General features: G+C 63.1%; 16 protein-coding genes. 13 read left to right on the top strand and 3 right to left on the bottom strand.

Features of this window, described 5'->3' with window-relative positions:
- Positions 1–380 precede the first annotated feature (380 nt).
- The 13 genes from tagH to IH404_RS00215 all read left to right on the top strand — a co-directional run bounded on the left by tagH (position 381) and on the right by IH404_RS00215 (position 17887).
- The gene (gene tagH / locus IH404_RS00275) at positions 381–1727 is read left to right on the top strand and encodes a type VI secretion system-associated FHA domain protein TagH (RefSeq protein ID WP_194439595.1); all 1347 of its coding nucleotides are present in this window, start codon (positions 381–383) and stop codon (positions 1725–1727) included.
- Between the two features lie 56 nt (positions 1728–1783).
- On the top strand, positions 1784–2293 hold the full coding sequence (gene tssJ, locus IH404_RS00270) for a type VI secretion system lipoprotein TssJ (RefSeq protein WP_005792508.1): 510 nt from the start codon (positions 1784–1786) through the stop codon (positions 2291–2293).
- An 18-nt stretch (positions 2294–2311) separates the two neighbouring features.
- Positions 2312–3646, top strand: coding sequence for a type VI secretion system baseplate subunit TssK (gene tssK / locus IH404_RS00265; protein WP_005792507.1), 1335 nt, complete (start codon positions 2312–2314; stop codon positions 3644–3646).
- 6 nt (positions 3647–3652) lie between these two features.
- Positions 3653–4942, top strand: a complete 1290-nt coding sequence (locus IH404_RS00260; protein ID WP_005792506.1) for a DotU family type VI secretion system protein — start codon at positions 3653–3655, stop codon at positions 4940–4942.
- Positions 4939–8439 carry a type VI secretion system membrane subunit TssM gene (gene tssM / locus IH404_RS00255; protein ID WP_194439593.1) on the top strand — a complete coding sequence of 1167 codons (3501 nt, stop codon included), beginning with the start codon at positions 4939–4941 and terminating at the stop codon, positions 8437–8439. The genes IH404_RS00260 and tssM overlap by 4 nt, the downstream gene beginning before the upstream one ends.
- A complete protein-coding gene (gene tagF, locus IH404_RS00250) occupies positions 8436–9089 on the top strand; it encodes a type VI secretion system-associated protein TagF (protein WP_194439591.1) in 654 nt (217 codons plus the stop codon). Before tssM ends, tagF begins: the two co-directional genes overlap by 4 nt.
- A complete protein-coding gene (locus IH404_RS00245; protein ID WP_005792503.1) occupies positions 9090–9809 on the top strand; it encodes a protein phosphatase 2C domain-containing protein in 720 nt (239 codons plus the stop codon).
- On the top strand, positions 9806–12784 hold the full coding sequence (locus tag IH404_RS00240) for a serine/threonine-protein kinase (RefSeq protein WP_194439588.1): 2979 nt from the start codon (positions 9806–9808) through the stop codon (positions 12782–12784). The genes IH404_RS00245 and IH404_RS00240 overlap by 4 nt, the downstream gene beginning before the upstream one ends.
- Entirely contained in the window at positions 12784–13488 is a 705-nt protein-coding gene (locus tag IH404_RS00235) for an ABC transporter ATP-binding protein (protein ID WP_194439586.1), read from the top strand. Before IH404_RS00240 ends, IH404_RS00235 begins: the two co-directional genes overlap by 1 nt.
- Complete coding sequence (locus IH404_RS00230) at positions 13488–14672, top strand: hypothetical protein (RefSeq protein ID WP_005792500.1); 1185 nt, start codon at positions 13488–13490, stop codon at positions 14670–14672. Before IH404_RS00235 ends, IH404_RS00230 begins: the two co-directional genes overlap by 1 nt.
- A complete protein-coding gene (locus IH404_RS00225; RefSeq protein WP_005792499.1) occupies positions 14665–16377 on the top strand; it encodes an SUMF1/EgtB/PvdO family nonheme iron enzyme in 1713 nt (570 codons plus the stop codon). Before IH404_RS00230 ends, IH404_RS00225 begins: the two co-directional genes overlap by 8 nt.
- 84 nt (positions 16378–16461) lie before the next feature.
- Entirely contained in the window at positions 16462–17388 is a 927-nt protein-coding gene (gene tagQ, locus IH404_RS00220) for a type VI secretion system-associated lipoprotein TagQ (RefSeq protein ID WP_005792498.1), read from the top strand.
- A 124-nt stretch (positions 17389–17512) separates the two neighbouring features.
- Positions 17513–17887 (top strand): hypothetical protein, encoded by a 375-nt coding sequence (locus tag IH404_RS00215; RefSeq protein ID WP_032803751.1) that lies wholly within the window; start codon positions 17513–17515, stop codon positions 17885–17887.
- 132 nt (positions 17888–18019) lie between these two features.
- Here IH404_RS00215 and IH404_RS00210 read toward each other — a convergent pair whose 3' ends face one another.
- The 3 genes from IH404_RS00210 to IH404_RS00200 form a co-directional block, all read right to left on the bottom strand.
- A complete protein-coding gene (locus IH404_RS00210; RefSeq protein ID WP_194439584.1) occupies positions 18020–19420 on the bottom strand; it encodes an aminoacyl-tRNA deacylase and HDOD domain-containing protein in 1401 nt (466 codons plus the stop codon).
- 77 nt (positions 19421–19497) lie between these two features.
- On the bottom strand, positions 19498–21573 hold the full coding sequence (recG, locus tag IH404_RS00205; RefSeq protein WP_194439582.1) for an ATP-dependent DNA helicase RecG: 2076 nt from the start codon (positions 21571–21573) through the stop codon (positions 19498–19500).
- An 8-nt stretch (positions 21574–21581) separates the two neighbouring features.
- Positions 21582–22502 (bottom strand): hydrogen peroxide-inducible genes activator, encoded by a 921-nt coding sequence (locus tag IH404_RS00200; protein ID WP_032878710.1) that lies wholly within the window; start codon positions 22500–22502, stop codon positions 21582–21584.
- Positions 22503–22553 lie beyond the last annotated feature (51 nt).

The following is a 22553-nucleotide window of genomic DNA, read 5'->3' as shown; positions in this document are numbered from 1 at the left end:
CTTATCAGCCCGCTGGAAGGCGGGCAACGCATGCATTAGTTGCGCAATGAACTGTGCATGTTTTCTTGGTCATACAATCAGAGTGCCACTACTGCGCCATCACTGATGTTCAAGAAGTTGTGCATTTTTGGTGTAGTACTTATGCCTTGTCAAGGTAAGCTATTCGCCCTCTGTGACAGATGTGCGGTGTTTAACAACCTGCGCGACTGGCGGGTCGAAAGGCGTGCCCATGGAGGATTTTTGTCATGCAAGCCAGTTAAGATCAGCGATCATGCTGGTAAAAGCAGATTTTGGCGGTCGTTTTCGCGACCGCGGGCAAATCTTCAGGGAAGCGTGGCCCTTTGGGTAGACCGCGCGCGATGCATCAGCAAGGAGGCAAGATGTCGCTGTGTTTGACTATCACTAGTTATCACAAGATTACCCCAGGGCAATGCGCTGAAAAGTCCATGGATCAGGGCAGGATAGCTATTGGTCGCAGTTCGGATAATGACTGGGTATTGCCTGATCCTGAGCGTCTCGTCTCCTCCCAGCATTGCGTTATTCAATACAAAGATGGCCGTTATTACTTAACCGATAACAGCACCAATGGTGTGGAGTTGGTCAAGGCCGGTATTCGTATGCGCCGGGGTAACAGCGAGCCGCTGCAAGATGGCGAGTTGATCCGCATCGGCGATTACGAAATCCAGGCGCGCATCGACTTCAACGTGCAAGCCGTCGACAGCCAGCCGTTTGCCGGTGAGTCGCCAAACAGCTTCGAAGCGCTGATGGGCGCTGTGGCGAGTCCGCCTGCGCCTACGCCGATGATCGCGCCGCAATTCCACGGCGCCTCGTCGATGGAGACCCTGCCAGACCTGTTCGACTTCCTCAGCCCCACCGCCGTGCCGCCGCCCACCGTGGCGGACCATGTGCCATCCGAACAACACGATTTCCGCCCGCCGGCTCCGGTTGCTGTACCGCTAGTGGAGAAACCGGTGGTGCAAGGCGCTGTCATTCCTGAAGACTGGGACCTGTTTGGCGACGCGCCTGCGCCCGCGCCGGTCGCCAATGCCGCGCCTGCCCCGGCGCCGATTGCCCCAGCACCGATTGCTCCGCCGCCCGTGGTCGAGCCGGTTGCGCTCACCGTGGCCGACGCTGCGCAACCTACCGACCTGTTGCAAGCCTTCCTGCGTGGTGCCGGTCTCGACCAGTTGCGCCTGGACCAGGCCGACGCCAGCGCCCAGATGGAAAGCATCGGCCGCAGCTACCGGCTGATGGTCGAGGGCCTGATCGACGTATTGCGCGCCCGGGCTAGCCTCAAGGGCGAGTTCCGTATGCAGCAGACGATGATCCGCCCCGCCGAAAACAACCCGTTGAAATTCGCCCCGAATGCCGACGAAGCGTTACTGCTGCTGCTTCGTCATGGCAACCAGGCGTTTATGGCGCCGGACATCGCGGTACGGGACAGTTTCGACGATTTGCGCGCCCACCAGTTGGCCGTGATGGCCGGCGTGGAGGCGGCGATCAAACACCTGCTCACGCGCTTTGAACCGGCGCAGTTGGAGGAACGCATGGGCAAGCCCGGTGGCCTTTCGAGCATTTTCAACGGCTCGCGCCAGGCCCAGTACTGGCAGCAGTTTACCGAGCTCTACAGCAACATTTCGCGCGAGGCCCAGGAGGATTTCCAGGACCTGTTCGGTCGCGAATTCAGCCGGGCCTACGAAGAGCATAGCGCACGACAGCGACGCTAAAGCGCGTCGCACTTATGGATAAAACGGATAGCTAAACACGTCATTGAGGACGCAGGATGATTCCCAGGTTTTTACTCGCAGCTGCTACCGCGCTGCTGCTGACCGCGTGTGCAAACGATGCGGCCAAACCCGAAGCGGCTGCCGACACGCAAGCCAACAGCGCCGCCGTCGAGTTGCATTTCCACGCGATCGCCGGGCTTAACCCCGGCGCCAATGGCCAGGCTGCGCCGGTGCGGGTGCGTATTTTCGAACTGAAAAACGCCGCGACCTTTTCCCGCTCCGATTACTTCGCCCTGGCTGACCGTGCGCAATCCACCCTCGGCCTCGACCTGCTGGACCAGGACGAAGTGGTGGTGCAACCCGGCCAGCAATTGAGCATTCAGCGCGACCTCAACCCGGCCACGCGCCAGATCGGCGTGCTGGTGGGCTATCGCGAGTTGGACCGCGCGCAATGGCGCGCCGTGATCAACGTAGCGCCGCGCCAATCCAGCGAATACCAGATCAGCCTCGATGTGCGTGCCGTGCGCGCCGACGTCGTGGTTTCCCCCTCCAGCCCAGCCCAATAACAAGCAATCGGAGCCCCCATGTCCTGGAACAATCGCGTGGTCTGGTCGGAAGGCATGTTCATCGCAACGCAGCACTTCCAGCAGCATGACCGTTACCTGGAAAACCTAATCGACGCGCGCAGCCGTCCGTTGTCGGCAGGGGCCTGGGGTTTTTCCGAGTTGCTGATCGACCAGGGCCTGCTGGCCCAGGGCAAACTGGCGATCGTATCGGCCCGCGGCCTGTTGCCCGATGGCACGCCCTTCAATATCCCCCAGGATGATTTGGCGCCGAGCCCTTTGAGTATCGACGACAACCTGCGCGACGGCTTGGTGTACCTGGCCCTGCCGCTCAAGCGTGCCGGTGCGCGTGACACGGTTGAGGAAGGCGAAGCGCTGGAAGCTGCGCGTTATGTCAGCCAGGTGCGTGAAGTGCGTGACGACAACGCGCCGTTCGAAAACCGCGCCCCGGTGGCCGTGGGATCGCGGGCATTGCGCCTGCTGACGGCGCAGGACGGCATCAGCGACTATGCCGCGATTGGCCTGGTACGCATCAAGGAAAAACGCGCCGACCGTGCGCTGGTGCTCGACGACACCTACATCCCGCCGGTGCTGAATGTGACCGCAAGCAAACCGCTGACTGCGTTTCGCAGCGAACTGCTCGGCCTGCTGCACCAGCGCGGCGAAGCCCTGGCGGGGCGCGTGGTGGCCTCCGGCGCTGGCGGCGCTTCGGAGATTGCCGACTTCATGCTGCTGCAACTGGTCAATCGCGCCCAGCCGCTGATCCAGCATTTGAGCCAGTTGAGCCCGCTGCACCCGGAGCGCTTCTTCAGCGAGCTGGTGAGCCTGGCCGGTGAATTTTCGACCTTCTCCACTTCAGGTCGCCGCCCTCAGGAATACCCGCAATACCAGCACGATGACCTGGCGCTGAGCTTCACTCCGGTGATGGCGGCCCTGCGTGAAGCGCTGTCGATGCTGATCGACAGCAAGGCCACGCCGATCCCGATTGTGGAGAAGGCCTACGGTATCCACGTGGCGATGCTGGCCGACAAGACCCTGCTCGACAACGCCAGTTTCATCCTCGTGGTGCGTGCCGATGTGCCCGGCGAAACCCTGCGCGCACGCTTCGGCCAGCAGAGCAAAGTCGGTTCGGTGGAGCACATTCGCGACATGGTCAACCTGCAACTGCCAGGCATTGGCTTGCTGCCGTTACCGGTGGCGCCGCGCCAATTGCCGTACCACGCCGGTAGTACCTACTACGAGCTGGACCGAGGCAGCGAGCACTGGCAGCAGTTGAGCAATTCCGGCGGCTTTGCCTTCCACATCGCCGGGCAGTTCCCGGGCTTGAACCTGGCCTTCTGGGCGATCCGAGGATAATCCGCGATGCATCCCAATGACGATGACCGCACCCAGTTCATGCCGCGCCCGGGTGGCCGAGCGCCGGAGCCTGCACGCGCAGAACCGGCGCCGCTGTCGATGCCGGCTGCGCCGATCCTCACTGGCAAGAGCCACGGCCTGAACCCGCTGGAAAGCGCCGCCGGCCCTTTACTGGCGTTGCTGACGCGGCTGCGCAACACCATCGCCCACCCGGCGCCAGCCAGCCTGCGGGCGCAGTTGTTGGCCTATCTGCGCCAGTTCGAAGAACGCGCCGAAGCGGCTGGTGTGGCGCGCAACGAAGTGCTGCTGGCCCGTTACGCGCTGTGCACCGCCCTGGATGAAGCGGTGTTGAGCACGCCGTGGGGCAGCACCAGTGATTGGGGCAAGCAAAGCCTGCTGATCACCGTGCACAACGAAGCCTGGGGCGGTGAAAAGGTCTTCCAGTTGCTCGACCACTGCCTGCAAAGCCCACGGGAACGCCTGTACCTGTTGGAGCTGTTGTACCTGTGCATGTGCCTGGGTTTCGAAGGCCGCTACCGCGTGATGACCGACGGTCGCAGCCAATTGGAAGCCTTGCGCGAGCGCACCGCCGCAGCGATTCGCAGTGCCCGTGGCGAACACGAGCGTGAGCTGTCGCCGCACTGGCGCGGCGTGACCGTGGCCCGTGATCGCCTGGCGCAATTCATGCCGCCGTGGATCGCTGTGGCGATTGGTCTAGCGCTATTGCTGGCGTTGTTGTTTGGCCTGCGCATGAAACTGGCCTCGGACGCCGAGCCGGTGTTCAAGAATATCCATGCCCTGGGCGAGATCCCGGTACAGGCCATCGACCGTCCGGTGGCGCAGCCAAAAGTGATCGAGCGGCCGCGCCTGGCCGGCTTCCTGGCCGAAGACATCAAGGCCGGTCGCGTGGCCGTGGAAGACAAGGTTGACCGTTCGGTGGTGACCATTCGTGGCGATGAGCTGTTCGCCTCCGCCAGCTCCAGCATTGTCGATGCTTACCAGCCGCTGATGCTGCGCATCGCTGATGCCATTCGCAAGGTCAAGGGCCAGGTGCGTGTCACCGGCCATAGCGACAACCGCCCGATCGCCACGCTGCGCTTCCCGTCGAACTGGGCGCTGTCCGAAGCCAGGGCCAAGTCGGTGCTGGAGATCCTCGCGGCCAAGACCGGCCAGGCTGATCGCTTCAGCGCCGAAGGCCGTAGCGACACCGAGCCGCTGGCGAGCAACGGGACTGCCGAAGGCCGTGCCCGCAATCGTCGGGTTGAAATCACCGTACTGGCGGAGGGCGTCGAGTGAAGGCGTTTTTCAGTTTCATGATTCGCTGGGTAATCCCCGTTCTGGGCCTGATTGCCCTGAGCCTGATCATCTGGTTTGTCGGGCCGTTGCTCGACGTGTTGATGCCCGAGGGGCGACGTTGGGCGCTGATCATTCTGGTATTTGCGCTGTGGCTCGTCTACCGCGTGTTCCGTATCATCCAGGCCCGCCGCCAGGCCGCCGAGGTGATGCGCAGCCTGGCCGCCGAAACCCCGGCTGATCCCAACAGTGTTGCCACTGCCGAAGAGTTGTCGACCTTGCGCCAGCGCATGGATGAAGCCCTGACGCTGCTGAAAAAAGCCAAGCTCGGCGGTGACGAACGCCGCAACCTTTACGAGCTGCCGTGGTACGTGATCATTGGCCCGCCGGGTTCGGGCAAGACCACCGCACTGGTCAATTCCGGGCTGCATTTTCCGCTGGCGGCGCAGTTGGGCGCCGGTGCCGTGCGCGGCGTCGGTGGTACGCGTAACTGCGACTGGTGGTTTACCGATCAGGCCGTTTTGCTCGATACCGCGGGCCGCTACACCACCCAGGACAGCAACTCGACGGTGGATAAAGCCGCGTGGCTGGGCTTTCTTGACCTGCTGAAAAAGCAACGTTCGCGCCGACCCATCGATGGTGCGTTTATCGCCATCAGCCTGTCGGATTTGCTGCTGGGCACAGACGCCGAGCGCGCCGCCCATGCCGCCGCGATTCGTCTGCGTATCCAGGAGCTGTACACCCAGTTGGGCGTGCGTTTCCCCATCTACCTGATGCTCACCAAGCTCGACCTGGTGCCGGGCTTCATGGAGTTCTTCGACAACCTGAGCAAGGAAGAGCGCGCCCAGGTATGGGGCATGACCTTCGCCCTGGACGACGGCAAGCACAGCGACAGCCCGTTGGCGCACCTGCAAAGCGAATTCGCCGGGCTGGAGCAGCGCCTCAACGAACGCCTGGTCGAGCGCCTGCAACAGGAACGCGACCCGGCGCGCCGCGACCTGATCTACGGTTTCCCGCAGCAGTTCGGCGCGTTGAAGGACTGTCTGCAAAGCTTCCTTGAAGGTGTGTTCAAGCCCAACGCCTTTGAAGAGCGCGTGTTGCTGCGTGGTGTGTATTTCACCAGCGGCACCCAGGAAGGCAGCCCGATTGACCGCCTGATCGGCGCCATGGCCCAGAGCATGAACCTGGACCGCCAGCACCTGGCGCGTCAGAGCGGCACCGGGCGCAGTTACTTCATCGAAAAACTCTTCACCGCTGTGGCCTTTGCCGAGCGTGGTTTGGTGGGTGTGAACCCAAAGGTCGAACGGCGCCGCAAGTGGATTGCACGTGGTGTGCTGGCGGCCACCGTTGCGCTGGTCGTGGTGGTCAGCAGCCTGTGGTGGGTGAGTTATCGCGCCAACCAGGCGTATATCGCCCAGGTCGATCAGAAAGTTGCGCCCCTGGGCCAGACCGTGCAGAACCTGAGCCCGGCACAACGCGAAGTGCTCGCGGTGCTACCACTGCTGAACGCGGTGAAGAACCTCGCGGGGGATTCGCCGAGCTGGTCCGAAGGGCTGGGGCTGTATCAGGGCGATATGCTTGAAGCCGAATCCGCCAGTGTCTACCGCAAGCTGTTGATCGCCGTGTTCGCGCCACGTTTGGTGACGCGCATCGAAGAGCAACTGCACGGCGGCGGTAACTCCGACTTCCTCTACGAGGGCCTCAAGGCCTACCTGATGCTCGCCGACACCGAGCATTACGATCCGGACTTTATCAAGGCCTGGATCGCCCTGGACTGGGACCGCAACCTGCCCCGCGACCTTCCGGCCGATCAGCGTCAGGCGCTGGCCGGGCACCTGCAAGCGCTGTTCGAACGGCACCCGCCGAGTGCTCGCCTGGACCCACGCTTGATCGATGACCTGCGACGCCAGTTGCAGCAACTGCCGGTGGCCCAGCGCGTGTATGACCGGGTCAAGCGCCAGAAACTGCCCGAAGGCATCCCGGACTTTCGTCTCAACGAAGCCGCTGGACGTGACGCCGCGCTGGTGTTCAGCCGCAAAAGCGGCAAGCCGTTGGGTGAGCCGTTGAGTGGCTTCTTCACTGCCAAGGGCTATCGTCAGGCGTTCTTGCTGAGCAGCCTGAACCAGACCGGCACCCTGGCCGAGGAACAATGGGTGCTGGGCCACGAACAGGCCGATCAGCAGAACGTGGTGAGCCTGGCCGCGGATGTGCGTCGCTTGTACTTCCAGGACTACCAGCGTCAGTGGGATGCACTGCTTGCCGACATCGACTTTGTGCCGATCACCAGCGTGGCCCAGGCCGCCGACGTGCTGCGGGTGATTTCCGGCCCGACCTCGCCGCTGAAAAAGCTGCTGGTGGCGGTCGCCAGGGAAACCGACCTGCAAGCCGAAGAGCGCCAGTTGGCGGCCAAGGGTGTACCGGTGGAAGGTGGCGTCGACAAGCTCAAAGAGCGCCTTGGCAGCTTGCTTGGCCAGGAGCAACCGACGGCGAATGCCCCGGCAGCGTCGGAGGATCCGGTGACCGCGCACTTTGCCGAACTCAACAGCATCGTCAGCAAAAACGAAGGCGAACCGGCGGCCATCGACGGCCTGCTGTCGGACATGAATGCGCTGTATGTGCAGGTCAGCGCCATGGTCGGCGCCAGCGGTGATGCACTGCTCGGCGAGGCCAAGAACCAGGCGGCGGCTGCGGCCACGCGGGTCAGCCTGAATGCCGAGCGTCAGCCGCCGCTGGTGCAGGGCATGGTCAAGTCGGTGGTCAATTCCACCACCAACAGCATGATGGGCGGGGTACGCAACCAACTGAACGCGGCCTGGGTCAGCGAAGTGGTCAACGTGTATCGCCAGTCGTTGGCCGGTCGCTATCCGATGTCGCCGGGCAGTGCGCGGGACGCCACCCTGGATGACTTCGGCCAGTTCTTCGGCGTGGGCGGGGTGATGGACAACTACTTCCGCAAATACCTGCAGCCGTATGTGGATACATCGGCACAGACCTGGCGCTGGCAACCGGGCGCGGCGCAGAAGCTGGGGATTGCCCCGGGCGTGCTGCAAACCTTCCAGCGGGCGGCGACAATTCGCGATGCGTTCTTCAGGTCCGGGGGTACCCAGCCCATCGTGCGTTTCGAGCTCAAGCCGGTGTCGATGGACCCGACCATCACCCAGTTTCTGCTTGATCTGGATGGCCAGCAGTTGAGCTACGACCACGGCCCGAGCCGCCCGGTGGCGATGCAATGGCCGAACCCCGGCAGCATCGGCGTGGTGCGTATTTCCATCATGCCGCCGTCGGCCAGTGGTCGCTCCGGCATCACGCTGGACGGCCCGTGGGCCTGGTTCCGTCTGCTGGAGCAATCGGATCTCACCGCGGGCAATTCGCCGGACCGCTTCAACCTGCGCCTGCGGGTCGATGGTGCGAGCATCGCCTACGAGCTGCGCGCCAACAGTGCCTTCAACCCGTTCAAGAGCCGCGTGCTCAGCGGTTTCAGCCTGCCGGAGCGGCTATGACGACTGTGGGTTTCTACGGCAAGTTGGCCAGTCGCGGGGATTTTGTCAGCCGCGCCTTGCCCCAGAGTTTTATCGGCCCGTGGGACAGCTGGCTGGCGGCGGGTTTGCTCGCCAGCCAGAACAGCCTGGGCGGTGACTGGCTCAACGTGTACCTGGTCAGCCCGTTGTGGCGCTTTGTACTGGCGCCGGGCGTATGCGGGCCCGATGCCGCGGCGGGCGTGGTGATGCCGAGCATTGATCGGGTCGGGCGGTATTTTCCGCTGGCCGTGGTCACCTTGCTGGATCACGACACCAACCCCGCCTCCCTGGTGGGCGGGCCGGACGCCTGGTTCGAGCAGGCCGAAGAGCTGTTGCTCAGCACCCTGGACAGTGGCGCTACCTTCGAAAGTTTCAACGCGGGTCTCGACGCCCTGGGCTTTCCTGCGAGTGAGCCGCGTGCGGTCGACAGCCGTTTCGCCGGCCTGCAGCGCGTGGCCGTTACGGTGCCCCATCAGCGCATGACCGCACTGGCCGAACAGGCGTGCGAGGGCGCGAGCCTGTGGTGGGGCCGTGGTTCGCAACGTATTTCACCTGGTTTATTACGGTGCCAGGGCTTGCCTGCCGCCGATGATTTTGCGCAGTTTTTGCTCGGACAAGAAGGTGTGGTGTAGATGGGCGCGACGTACAAATCCGCGAGCAAAAGCCATGTGGGCATGGTTCGCCAAGTCAACGAAGATGCCTTTCTGGACCTGCCGGAAAACCGCCTGTGGGTGGTGGCCGATGGCATGGGCGGGCACGCCGCGGGGGACTATGTCAGCAGCTTGATCGTCGACAGCCTGCGCCATGTGCCGCTGGGCCGCTCCCTCGACGAATACACCGCGGCGCTGCGCAATGACCTGCTGCGCATCAACACCGCTGTACGCGAAGAAACCGCCAACCGTGGCGTGACCATGATGGGCAGTACGGTAGTGGTATTTGCCGCCCGTGGCTTGCGCGGTGTGTGCCTGTGGGCCGGCGACAGTCGCTTGTATCGCCTGCGTGACGGCGTGCTGGAAAGCATCTCCCGCGACCACAGCTACGTGCAGGACCTGCAAGACAGCGGCTTGCTCAGCGAAGCTGACGCCCGCACTCATCCGCGCTCCAATATCGTCACCCGCGCTGTCGGCGTGGAAGCGCAACTGGACGTGGCGTCGGTCGAACTGTTGATTGCTCCCGGCGACAGCTACCTGTTGTGCAGCGACGGCCTGAACAAGACCGTCGAAGACCGCGAAATCCGCGACGTGCTCAGCCATGACGCACCGGATGAAATCGTGCGCAGCCTGGTGCACCTGGGGCTCAATCGCGGCGCACCGGACAACATCACCACCCTCGTCGTGAAGGTTTCGTCATGAACATTGTCATTCCAGGTTATGACATCGAAGGCGAGATCGGCGAAGGCGCCATGGCCAGCGTGTACCTGGCGACCCAGCGTTCGCTGGAGCGCAAGGTAGCGTTGAAGGTGATGGCCGCGGCGCTGGCGGCCGATCCGAGTTTCTGCGAGCGCTTCCTGCGTGAGGGCAAGACCCTGGCGCGCCTTTCGCACCCGCACACGGTGACTATCCATGACATCGGCAACGTCGGTGAGCTGTATTACATGGCCATGGAATACCTGCCCAACGGCACGCTCAAGGAGCGCATCGCTGCCGGCCTGACGCCGGAGCAGGGGGTGACGCTGATCCGTCAGATCGCCTCGGCGCTGGGTTATGCCCATGCCCAGGGCTTGGTGCACCGCGACGTCAAACCGGCGAATATTCTGTTCCGCGCCGATGGCACCGCAGTACTTTCCGACTTTGGTATCGCCAAGTCGCTGGACGACCGCACCCAATTCACCCAGGCCGGGTTTGCCGTGGGTACACCCAGCTACATGAGCCCCGAGCAGGCGCGGGGCCAGGAGATCGACGGGCGCGCCGATCTCTACGCACTCGGTGTGGTGCTGTATGAAATCCTCGTCGGCAAGCTGCCCTATAGCGGCACCGATGCGCTTTCCACTGCGCTGGCGCACCTGACTGAGCCGTTGCCGGAATTGCCTGTGCATCACGGGCGTTACCAGGGTGTGCTGCGCAAGTTGTTGGCCAAAGACCCGGCGCAGCGTTATCCGGATGCGGCAGCGTTGTTGTTGGCGCTGGATCAACTGCCGGCGGATGAATCGGACGCCACGCTGGTACGGCCGCTGCCGATTCCATTGAGCTTTGATCTGGCAGGCATGACCCCCGTCACCATCGACATTCCGACTGATAAACCGCAGCCGCAGCCAATAGTGCGCCAACCGGTGGTAACGCCGACCCAGCACAGTGCCCCCTCCGAGCAGCACCGTGGTCCGGTATTGGCCTTGGCCGCCGTGGCGGTCGCCGTCGCGTTGGCCATTGGTGGCGCCAGCTACTGGTGGTTGAGTGGCAGCGATGAACCGGCTCAGCCGCCAGCCGCCGTGGTGCCCACGGTGACGCCACCGGTGGCTGTCGCTGCAGTGGATGGCGGTCAACGCCCGTTGCTGATGGCGGGCAAGAAGACCCTGTTCCAGCGCGTACTCAGCAAGCCCGGCGCCCAGCTTTCAGCAGACGCGGGCAGCACGCCGGGTAAGGCGTTGCCGGCGTTTTCCGTGCTCTACGTGTACCAGCGCAAGGAAGTGGATGGCAGCCCGTGGGTACGCGTGGGCGCCGCCACCGATGGGCGCAGCGACGGTTGGTTGCCGGCCGCCCAGGTCAGCGACTGGAAACAAAGCCTGGTGCTCAAGTTCACCGAGCGCTCGGGGCGTGCGCCCGTGATGTTCCTGCGCCAATCCGGCGAGGTGGAGAAACTGTTGGCCGATCCTGCTGCCGCGAAAAGCGTGCTGACCAAGGCGCAGAACAACCCTGAGGACAACCAGCAAGTCCTGGCCCTTGAGCCGACAGCCAGCGCGGTGCCGCAAAACCAGTTCTACCTGTTGCCGATTTTCGACTCAAAAGAGAGCTTCGACGAAAACGGCCAGCCGGTGCAGTTGCTCAACGTGGCCTCCATCGACCCAGGCCGCAGCGCGGCTGCCAAACCGGCAACCCCGACGCTCAGCGCCAATGCCGATGCATTCCGCACCGCCGTGGTGCTGGTGGTGGATACCACGGTGTCGATGCAGCCCTACATCGACCAGATCCGCGACGTGGTACACGAGCTGCAAACCCGTATCGCCGAGCGCGGCGAACTGGACAGCGTCAGCTTCGGCCTGGTCGGCTTTCGCAGCAGCATCAAGAAAACCCCTGGCCTTGAGTACGTCGCCAAGACCCTGATCAGCCTCGACCAGGGGCGCGATCCGCAGCGCTTCCTCGATATGGCGCGCCAGGTCAAAGCCTCAACCGTCTCCAGCCATTCCTTCAACGAAGATGCGTTTGCCGGGGTGATGCAAGCGGTGGATGGCATGGACTGGTCGGGCTATGGCGGGCGCATCATCCTGCTGGTCACCGACGCGGGTGCGCTGCGCAAGAACGACCCTTTCGCCGCTACCCAGATGAACGAAGCCGAAGTGCGTCAGGCCGCACTCGGCAAGCAGATCAAGATCTACGCGCTGCACCTGCGCACCGATGTCGGCAAGAAAACCCACGCCGGTGCCGAGAGCCAGTACCGCATCCTCACCGCCGACGCCAATCCGCAGATCGGTGACCTGTACACGCCAGTGCCGGGAGGCGATGTGCGCAAGCTGGGTGAGCGCGTCGATGAGATCGGTACAGTGTTCGCCGACCTGGTGCATCAGGTGCGCAACAACACGCCGCAACCGGTGCCGCTGCTCGGTTCGGCGCCAAGTCTGGCGGACAAATCCACCGCGGTCGGTTATGCCATGCACATGGACTTCCTCGGGCGCAAAACCGCCAGCCAGGCGCCGCAACTGGTCAGCGCCTGGACCGCCGACCGCGACCTGACCAACCCGGCACTGCCAGCGTTCCAGGTGTGCGTGATGCTGACCAAGCTGCAACTCAATGACCTGCAACAGTCGCTGAAGTTGGTCGTGGATGCGGCGCGCAAAACCCAAAGCTCGCCCAAGGATTTCTTCCAGGAAATCGCCAGCGCCTCGGCCTACATGAGCCGAGACCCCCAAGCCCTGCGCAAGGGCGGTAACCTGGCCGACGGTGGTCTGCTCGGTGAATACCTGGAGGGCCTGCCGTACCGCAGCAAGTCGCTGAACATGACCCAGGATTTGTGGTTGTCGTTGAGCGTGGCCGAGCAGGAAGACTTTATCGACGAGCTGGATTCGAAAATCCGCCTGTATGAAACCTTCCATAACGACGTGGCCAACTGGGTCCGTTTCGGCGACGCCGAACCGGGTGATGCGTTGTACCGCGTGCCGCTGTCGACGCTGCCGTAATGTTGAACCTGAGCGCAGTGCACAAGAGCCGGGGCGTTGGTAGCCAGCGCTACAGCCTGGTGATTCCGGCGTTGCACCTGCAAGCGGGCGAACAACTGGCGATTGTCGGCCCCAGTGGTTGCGGCAAAAGCACGTTGCTGGATCTGCTGGCGCTGGTGTTGGCGCCGGATCAGGTCGGGCAGTTTGCGTTCAACCAGCAGGACATCGGCGCGCTGTGGCGTGCCGACCGGCAATCCGCCTTGGCCGCGTTGCGCAGCCAGCACTTGGGCTATGTGCCGCAAACCGGTGGGCTGCTGGGATTTCTGGATGTGCGCGGAAATATCACGTTGTCCCGGCAATTGCTGGGCTTGAAGGACGACGGCAGCGTGGCGCGTCTGGCCGAGCAGTTGCAGGTCAGCGATCAGTTGGCCAAGCGCCCGGCGGCGTTGTCGGTGGGCCAGCGCCAGCGCGTGAGTTGTGCCCGCGCCCTGGCCCATGCGCCGCAACTGGTGCTGGCGGATGAGCCGACCGCTTCCCTCGACCCGCTCAACGCCGAGCGGGTGATGCAGGCGCTGCTGGCCCGGGCCCGTGAACAGCGGGCGGCCTGTGTGATCGCCACCCATGACGAACCCCTGGCCCGCGCCAGTGGCTTGCAGGTGCGGCGTATCGGTTGCCGTCGCGATGCTGACGGCGGCGTCACCGCAACCCTCGGGGAGGCGTGCTGATGCGCATCGGTCTGCTTGCCTCACTCGCCTGGCAGGACTATCGCAACGACGGTTGGCTGTCGGCCTGTTCGGTGCTGGCGCTGGTAGCGGTTATCGCGCCATTGCTGGTGTTATTCGGCCTGAAATTTGGACTGGTTAGCAGTTTGACCGAACGCTTGGAGACCGATCCGGCTACCCGTGAAATTATCCCGTTAGGCGGTGGCCGATTCAGCGCAGCGTTTATCGAGCAGTTGGGGCAGCGCAGCGATGTGGCGTTTGCTTTGCCGCGCACACGGCAGATTGCGGCAACGGCCCAAGTGGGCGCGCTGACCCTGGAAATGTTGCCAACCGCAGCGGGTGATCCGTTGTTGGCAGGCTTACCGATGCCTCACGGTTTGGATCAGATTGTGCTCAGCCATACCGCTGCCGAAAAGCTTGCAGCAAGGCCCGGAGACTGGCTGGAAACCAGCTTTGCGCGGCAAGTGGCGGGGCGCGTCGAGGCCCAGCGCACGCGGTTGCAAGTGCTGGCGGTGTTGCCGTTGGAAGCATTTGCCCGTGATGGACTGTTGACTGATTTAGCGCTGCTGGAAGCGGCGGAAGATTATCGCGATGGCCGTGCGGTGCCGGCGTTGCATTGGGACGGCGAGGTGGCGGGCGTGAGCGAACAGCGTATCTATCCGGCGTTTCGCCTGTATGCGCGCAGCCTCAGTGATGTGGAACCGCTGCGGGTGTATTTCGCCGGGCAGAACCTGCTGGTGTCGACCCAGGCGCACACTATCGCCCAGGTGCAGTCGTTGAGCCGCAACCTGTCGATTGTGTTCTGGATCATCGCCGGGTTGGCCCTGGCCGGAGCCTTTGCGGCGATTTTTGCCGGCGCGTTGGCGGCGGTCGCGCGCAAGCGCCGGGAATTGTCAGTGTTGCGCCTGCTTGGGTTTTCCACCGGCGCGCTGTTGCTGTTTGTGCTGTTGCAGGCGCTGTACAGCGCCGGTTTTGCGGGCTTGCTCAGTGTCGGGCTTTATGGCCTGGCCGAAGCGGGTTTGAATCAACTCTTCGTGCAGGTGCCGGGCGAGTACGCCAGCCATCTGTTGGCGCGTCACTACGGCCTGGCCCTGGCTGCCGTGCTCGGCGTCAGCGCCGTGGCGGCGGCCTGTGGGGGGTGGCGGGTGGCGCGTATCCAGGCTTCTGAAGGAATCAGAGATGTATAAGTTACTGGGCGCCTGCGTGGCGCTGAGCCTGGCCTCGCTGGCCTGGGCGGATGAGGCAAGCGACAAGCTCGACAATCCCAAACCGTTGCCGGACGACGTGAGCCTGCCGCTGCCGTGCGAAGGCAACATGGTGTTCCGCTACGCCTACGTGCTGGCCCAGGGCACCCTGGATGACCGCGAAGTCAGCCTCGGCTACCCCTTTGCCGAAGGCGAGGCCGGTTACCAGCAGTCGTTTATTTCCGGTTACCGCCGCGACTTCATCAACGGCCAGTTCACCCTCAAGGACTTGCCCAAGGCCTGGAACAAGGTCATCGCGCCGCTGATGCCAAAGACCGACGCCAAGACCCCACTCAAGCCCATGCTGTACTTCATCGGCAAGTACGAAGTGACCGCACGCCAATACGCCCAGGTGATGGGCCAGGCGCAATCCCTGGCCAGCGGTGAACCGGCACCGGCGTGTGACGCGCCCACCGGCATGGCCGGGCGGTTGCCCAAGGTGAAGCTGTCGCGTTTTGAAGCCGAGCGTTTTTCGGCGGTGTACAGCGCCTGGCTGATGAAATACCACCGCGAGTTGTTGCCGGTGAGCGGGCGTGGCGCCTCGGCCGAAGACGGCGGCCTGGGCTTTGTGCGCCTGCCTACCGAGGTTGAGTGGGAGTACGCCGCACGCGGCGGCCAGGCGGTTAGCCGTCAGGACCTGGAAGGCCGCTTGTATCCACGGCGCGCCGAGGGCAGCGAAAGCGATGGCCCGCTGGCTGATTACGCGGTGTTCAACCAGGTCGCTGGCGGCACCGGTCAGGCGGCACGGCTGATGCCCATCGGCACCAAATTGCCCAACCCCATCGGCCTGTTCGACGTGATCGGCAACGCTGCGGAAATGGTCCAGGAATCGTTCCAGCTGGTACATGCCGGCCGACGCCAGGGCACCTATGGCGGCTTTGTGGTCAAGGGCGGCAATTACCTGGAAGGCGAGGGCACCTTGTTCACCGGTATGCGCCGCGAATACCCATTGTTTGCGGCCGATGGCACTGAGCAAAGCAACGAGACCACCGGCTTTCGCGTGGCGATTGGCGCACTGTCGGCACCGCGCTCGCGTTACAAGGAATTGTTTGCCCAATGGCAGAAGGAAGGGCGCCTGGCCTCATTGACTGACGCCATCGACGACGCCCAGGACCCGACCAAGCGCCTGGACAGCATCATCGCCGCCAGCGTCGACCCCAAGCTGCAAGCCGAGCTGGGCCTGGTCAACGAAGAGCTCAAGCGCAACGTTTCGCTGATCGCCCAGCAGCGCGAAGAGGCCGCGGGCAACCTGATCCAGTCGGCGGCGTTGGTGGCCGAGACCATCAGCAACTACAACATTCGCCTGGCCAACCTGCAGAAGAGTCGCCAGCAGGCCGTGGACAGCAAGGACGAAGCCAGCGCGCAGCTGTTCGCCACCGCCATTGCCAATGGACGCAGCGCTCTGGACGGCGCGGTGGCGATTTATATCGACAACCTGGCCACCGGCACGCGCTACACCGATGCGGTGATCCAGGCGCAGTTTCAACGGGTCAAGGAAGAGTTGGATCGCAAGCCAGTGCTCGGCAAGAGCCTGGTGACGCGCGCAACACTGTTCGTTCGCCATGTCGGCAACTACCGCAAGCAACAGCGGGCCGACCCGGCAACGATCTTGAAGGAATTGCTCGCAGCGAGCGGTCAGCGGTCTTGATCGTTGGCTGTCTAGCGAGCTTGGAAGGGACTCAGGCGGCGGTGGGCCGTGCTGGGCAAGTCAAACTTAACAGAGATCACATCTATGCTTTTTTCCCGTAAGTCGGTTTCCAAGCGTCACCTGCTGCTGATCGCGGCCGGTTTCAGCACCGTGTTGACCGGTTGCGCTACGTCGCCTGCGTCCAAGGTCGCGTCGAGCACCAAGGTCGAGTACTACCCCAACTGCTACGAGCCGGTGCAGCACCTGCGTGCCACCGATTCGAACATGACCAAGTCGGTGGTGACCGGTGCCGCCATCGGCGCGGCTGGCGGTGCGTTGTTGGGTGCCCTGACCGGCGACAAGGAAAAACGTGGCCGTAATGCCGCCATCGGTGCTGCCGGTGGCGCCCTGGCCGGCGGCGCGGCGGGTTACTACACCGAACGTCAGAAGCAGATCGCCGATGACAACCAGCGCATCGCCTCCTATGCCGCTGACGTGAATAAAAGCGTCTCCGACATCGACCGCAGCACCGCCTACGCCAAGGCGTCGCAGCAGTGCTACCAGAGTGCGTTCACCAAGCTTGTGGCCGACCGCAAGGCCAAGACCGTCAACGATACCGAAGGCCGCAAGCGCCTGGCGGAAATCGTTGCGGGCCTCAAGGAATCCAATGACCTGATCGTCGCAGTCAACGGCAAAGCCGGCGAAGACCTGAACAACTACACCCAGGCTTACGAAAAAGACCTGCAACAAGTCGGTGTGCAGCGTGCCGACGTAGTTACCGTGGCACAGGCCGAAGTGGCGCCTGTCGTGACGCCGACCAAGAAGAAAGGCGCGGGCACCAAGCCACCGAAAAAGCCGGTGCTGCCAACCGTGCCGAAAGAAGCGGTCACCACCGAGAAGACCTTGCAAACGGCCCAGGCCAAGCAAGCTGAAAGCAAGCAGGTAGCCAACGCAGGTGATTCGCAGCTCAAGCTCAACTGCACCAACCCGAACCTGGTTGACTGGGCGCCGGTACCTTGCCCTAACGTCTAAGTACTTGTTGCTATAAGCGTTAAACGCCAGCCGATCTGTGCCTAAAGCGCAAGATCGGTGGCGTTCTATTTGCAAATCGTTACACTGCTGCGGCCACTCCAATAAATACACCGAGGCCGTGTGCATGAAATTTCGTCTTCTCCTGTGGGTGCTTGGCCTGATGATGGGCAAAGCCAGCCGCACCAATCCCGCCTTCCAGCAGCAACTGGGTGACAAAGACCTGGCCTTCCAGCTGCAGACCCTCGACGGCAAGGTTGCCCGTCACTTCATTGTCAAAGACCAGCGCATCACCAGCCGTTCAGGTGTTCACCCTGAGCCTGCCTTTGCGATTGCCTTCAAAGATGCCGCCTACGGTTTTGCCACGATGCAGGCGAAGAACAAGCAACTGGCGTTCATGACGGGGATTCAGGACAAGTCGATCCAGATCAAGGGCAACCCGGCGTTGGTGATCTGGTTTCAGGGGTTGACCAAGTATTTGAAGCCGAAGAAAAAGAAGTAGGGTTTTCAGGTATACCGAGTTGGATTCATCGCAGGCAAGCCAGCTCCCACAGTCTGGCTGCGTTCCAACGCTGGAACTCGGTCAACTGTGGGAGCTGGCTTGCCTGCGATAGCGGTTTATCAGGTGAAAGATTTAGCCCTGGCTGAACTGCGATGCCAACTCGCGCAACAGCACCTCGGCATCCAACACCTTGGCGACCACTTCCTCAGCTTTTTCCCGGCTCAAGCCCAAACGCTCCAGCAACGCATCCGGAATCGCCTCATCTGGCCCCGATCCAATCCCCCGGCTACGCAACAATCGCACCGCCAGACACACCAAGTTCGGATACTCGGCATATTGACCGTCATAGGTCGGATCGTGCTGAAAGCGCAGGGCCGTGGACAGTTCATCCGGCATGTCCCAGTAGCGCATCAGCCACGCACCAATCTGCTCGCGGCTGATCCCCAGCAAATGTTGCTCGACATAGCTGTGGCACAGGTGCGGGTTGACCTCCAGGTGTCGGCAGATCAGCGAGAAATGCGGTGGGAACACATGGGCCAGCAGCAGATAGCCGAAGTTGTGCAACAGCCCGGCCAGGTAGGTCAGGCCGGTTTCCGGGCGCTGGGCACGGGGCATGGCGCGGGTCAGTCCCTCGATCACGGCAGCGGTGTAGATCGACTGATGCCAGTACGGAGTTGACTGATGCGGACGGTCTTTGGGCAGGCTCAGGGTTTTACCCAGTGCCAGGCCCAGCGCCAGGTTGATCACCAGATCGAAGCCCAGTACGCGCACGATGGCGTCTTCGACTGAACGGATCTTGCCCGGCGAGGCGTAGTAGGGCGACGCAGCCCAGCTCACCACTTGGGCGGCCAGCGCCGGGTCGGTTTCCACCACGCCGGTGATGTCATCGATGGTGGCGTTGGGATCGACGCGCAGCTTGATGATCTTCTGCGCCGTGTCGGCCAGCGGTGGAATCTCGATGGTCGCTTCCAGGCGTTGCTGAATGCGGCGGGCGGTGAACGCCTGCATCGCCTGGGTGATTTCCTCGCGGTCATCATTGGGGCGGTCCAGGTTCGGGCGAATGTTGCTCAATGGCTCGCCGAACTGGGCGGCACTGGCCTTGGTGAGCAGGCTCTTGAAGGCGTCACTGGGGATTTCCAGCAACAGCCCGGCTTCGCCCGAATGCACCAGCAGGCTCGGTTCGTTGAGCAGGCTGCCTTCATACAGGCACGGTGAACTGGTGAGCGGCGGCAACCCGGGCAGCAGGCTCAGGTCATGCTTGCCAAGCATACGCTCGACGCGCTCCGGGGCTACGGCCGTAAGGCGGCGACCAGTGAGTTCGGTGAGGCGGTTGAGGTCAAGCAACTGGCTTTGTGGGAACAGCACCATGAGTGCGCCGACCGCATCCTCAAGCAGCACCGCCTGGACCTTTCGCGCAGGGTTCAGGCCCGCGTGTTCGGCGACTTCCGTGTAGGGGACGGCGAGCTTTGCGAGCAGCGCCCGAATGACCGGCGGGGCGGTCAGTGGGGCTGTGGCGAGGGCAACTTCTGACATGGCCTGATCCAATTTCTTACAGTCATTGGAGTATAACCAGCTTGATACGGGTGATGGTCGGATAAGTGCGTCGGGCGTCACACTTGGCCGTATTGCTGCCCGTGCCGCAGCCAGCGATCCAGCAGCGGGCTGACATGTTCGGGCCAGCGTTCCAACAAGGCTTGTGCGGCGTCGCGCACAGCAGGCAACAAGTCGGCGTCACGCATCAGGTCAGCGACCTTGAATTGCAGCAGACCGGTCTGGCGCGTGCCGAGCATTTCACCCGGGCCGCGCAGTTCGAGGTCTTTTTCGGCGATGACAAACCCGTCGTTGGTTTCGCGCATGATGCCCAGGCGCTGGCGGCCGATCTGCGACAGCGGCGGGTGATACAACAGCACGCAATGGCTGGCAGCGCTGCCCCGGCCGACGCGGCCGCGCAATTGGTGCAGTTGCGCCAGGCCAAGGCGCTCGGGGTTTTCAATGATCATCAGGCTGGCGTTGGGCACGTCTACGCCCACTTCGATCACCGTGGTAGCCACCAGCAATTGCAGGTTACCGGCCTTGAACTCGGCCATCACTGCGGCTTTCTCTGCCGGTTTCATGCGGCCATGGATCAGTCCGACCTTGAGTTCGCCCAGGGCGCTGGTGAGGTCTTCGTAAGTGGTTTCGGCGGCCTGGCAGGTCAGCTCTTCGGACTCTTCAATCAAGGTACAGACCCAGTACGCCTGGCGGCCTTCGGCGCAGGCGCCGCGTACGCGCTCGATCACTTCGACGCGCCGGGTGTCGGTGACCAGCACGGTGTTGACCGGCGTACGCCCGGGCGGCAGTTCATCGAGGATCGAGGTGTCGAGGTCGGCGTAGGCGCTCATGGCCAGGGTGCGCGGGATCGGGGTGGCGGTCATGATCAACTGGTGCGGATTCATGCGCCCGCCCACGCCTTTCTGGCGCAGGGCCAGACGCTGTTGCACGCCGAAGCGATGCTGCTCGTCGATGATCACCAGCGCGAGGTTCTTGAACTGCACTTCGTCCTGGAACAGCGCATGGGTGCCTACCACCATCGGCGCGCCGGCAGCGATTTGCTCCAGGGCGCTCGCACGGTTCTTGCCTTTGAGCTTGCCGGCCAGCCACGCCACTTCCAGGCCCAGCGGCTCGAGCCAGCGCTTGAAGGTGATGAAGTGTTGTTCGGCGAGAATTTCTGTCGGCGCCATCAGCGCGACTTGGTAACCCGCCTCTAGTGCTTGCAAGGCGGCGAGGGCGGCGACCACGGTTTTGCCTGCGCCCACGTCGCCCTGGATCAGGCGCAGCATGGGTTCTTGCTGGCTGAGGTCGTAGGCGATCTCATTGCCCACGCGCTGCTGTGCTCCGGTCGGCGCAAAGCCGAGGTTGGCCAGGTATTGCGCGGGCAGCCGCGTAGCCTTGGGCATCGCCGGCGCACGCAGGGAACGCATGCTTTCACGCAGGCGCTGCTGGGACAGTTGGTGGGTCAACAGCTCTTCGAAGGCCAGGCGATGCTGGGCCCAGTGATGGCCGAGGGCGAGTTCGTCCACGTCGGCATCTGCCGGCGGGTTATGAAGATAGCGAATCGCATCGGCCAGGGGCGCCAGTTGATAGTCACGCGCCAGCTCCAACGGCAGCCAGTCGGGCAAGCTTTGCGGGCCGAGCAGGGTCAGGGTCTGCATGCACAGTTGGCGCAGGCGTTGCTGGGTCAGGCCCTCGGTCAGCGGGTAGATTGGCGTGAGGGTGGTGTCCACCGGTGGCGGTTCGTCGCCGGTGATGGCGCGGTATTCCGGGTGATAGATCTCCAGGCCCGATGCACCGGGACGTGCCTCGCCGTAGCAGCGCACACGGGTGCCACGCTTGAGGCCTTCTTTCTGCGCGTTGCTGAAATGGTAGAAGCGCAGGCTCAAGCCGCCAGTACCATCCTGCAGGCGCACCACCAGGCTGCGGCGCTTGCCCATCACCACGTCAGCGCCGCTGACAGTGCCTTCGACCACCGCATCCTGGCCTGGGCGCAAATGGCCGATGGGCACGACGCGGGTGCGGTCCTGATAACGCAGGGGCAAGTGGAACAGCACGTCCTGGAGGTTTTCCAGGCCGACCTTGGCCAACTTCTTGGCCATGGCGTCACCGACACCCTTGAGTGCCGTCACCGACACCTGCGACAGCTCAGTCATACGGTTGCTTAGCTCGCAGCGGGCGGCTTGGCCACCGAACACAGGCGGATCGAGTCGGCGAGAATCTCAATTGCCTTGGGGCGTGGGAAGCTGGCGCGCCAGGCGATCGCCACGGTACGGAACGGCACCGGAGGCGTGAGTGGGCGAACTTCGATCACGCCTTGAGCGTAGTGATGGCTGTCTACCGCTGACAGCGGCAGGATCGAAATACCCAGGCCGGAAGCGACCATATGGCGAATGGTTTCCAGGGAGCTGGATTCCACCGTGGTGTGCTTGGCGCCGTCGTTGCCCTTGGTCAGGGTCGGGCAGGCTTCCAGTACCTGGTCGCGGAAGCAGTGGCCTTCGCCGAGCAGCAGCAGGCTCTTGTCGTTGAGCAGGCCGGCGTCGATGGTGTCCTTTTTGGTCCACGGGTGCGAGGCCGGCATCAGCACGTAGAACGGCTCGTCGTAGAGCGGCAGGGTCAGCACGTCCGCCTCGTTGAACGGCAGGGCGATGATGATCGCGTCCAACTCGCCGTTGCGCAGTTTGTCGCGCAGCACGTGGGTGAAGTTTTCTTCGATATACAGCGGCATCTGCGGCGCGACGCGGTGCAGTTGCGGGATCAGGTGCGGGAACAGGTAAGGGCCGACAGTGTAGATCGCGCCAACCTTGAGCGGTGCGGTCAGCTGGTTCTTGCCGGCCTGGGCCAGCTCGCGAATGCTTTGCGCTTGTTCCAGGACCTTCTGGGCCTGGGCAACGATGCCTTCGCCCACTGGGGTGAGGCGCACGGCGCTCTTGCTGCGCTCGAAAATCAGCACACCGAGTTCGTCTTCAAGCTTTTTCACGCCCACCGACAGCGTCGGCTGGCTGACGTGGCAACGCTCGGCGGCATGGCCGAAGTGCTGTTCTTGGGCGAGGGTCACGATGTAGCGTAATTCTGTAAGAGTCATAGCGGGCGTCCATGAAGTTGCGGGCCAAGCATACCGGCTGCAATCGATAGA

It is taken from the genome of Pseudomonas sp. OST1909, from assembly GCF_015277575.1.
GTDB classification, from domain to species: Bacteria; Pseudomonadota; Gammaproteobacteria; order Pseudomonadales; family Pseudomonadaceae; genus Aquipseudomonas; species Aquipseudomonas synxantha_A.
Note: the sequence above shows the minus strand (reverse complement) of the source record. Positions and strands in the feature narration are given on the sequence as shown.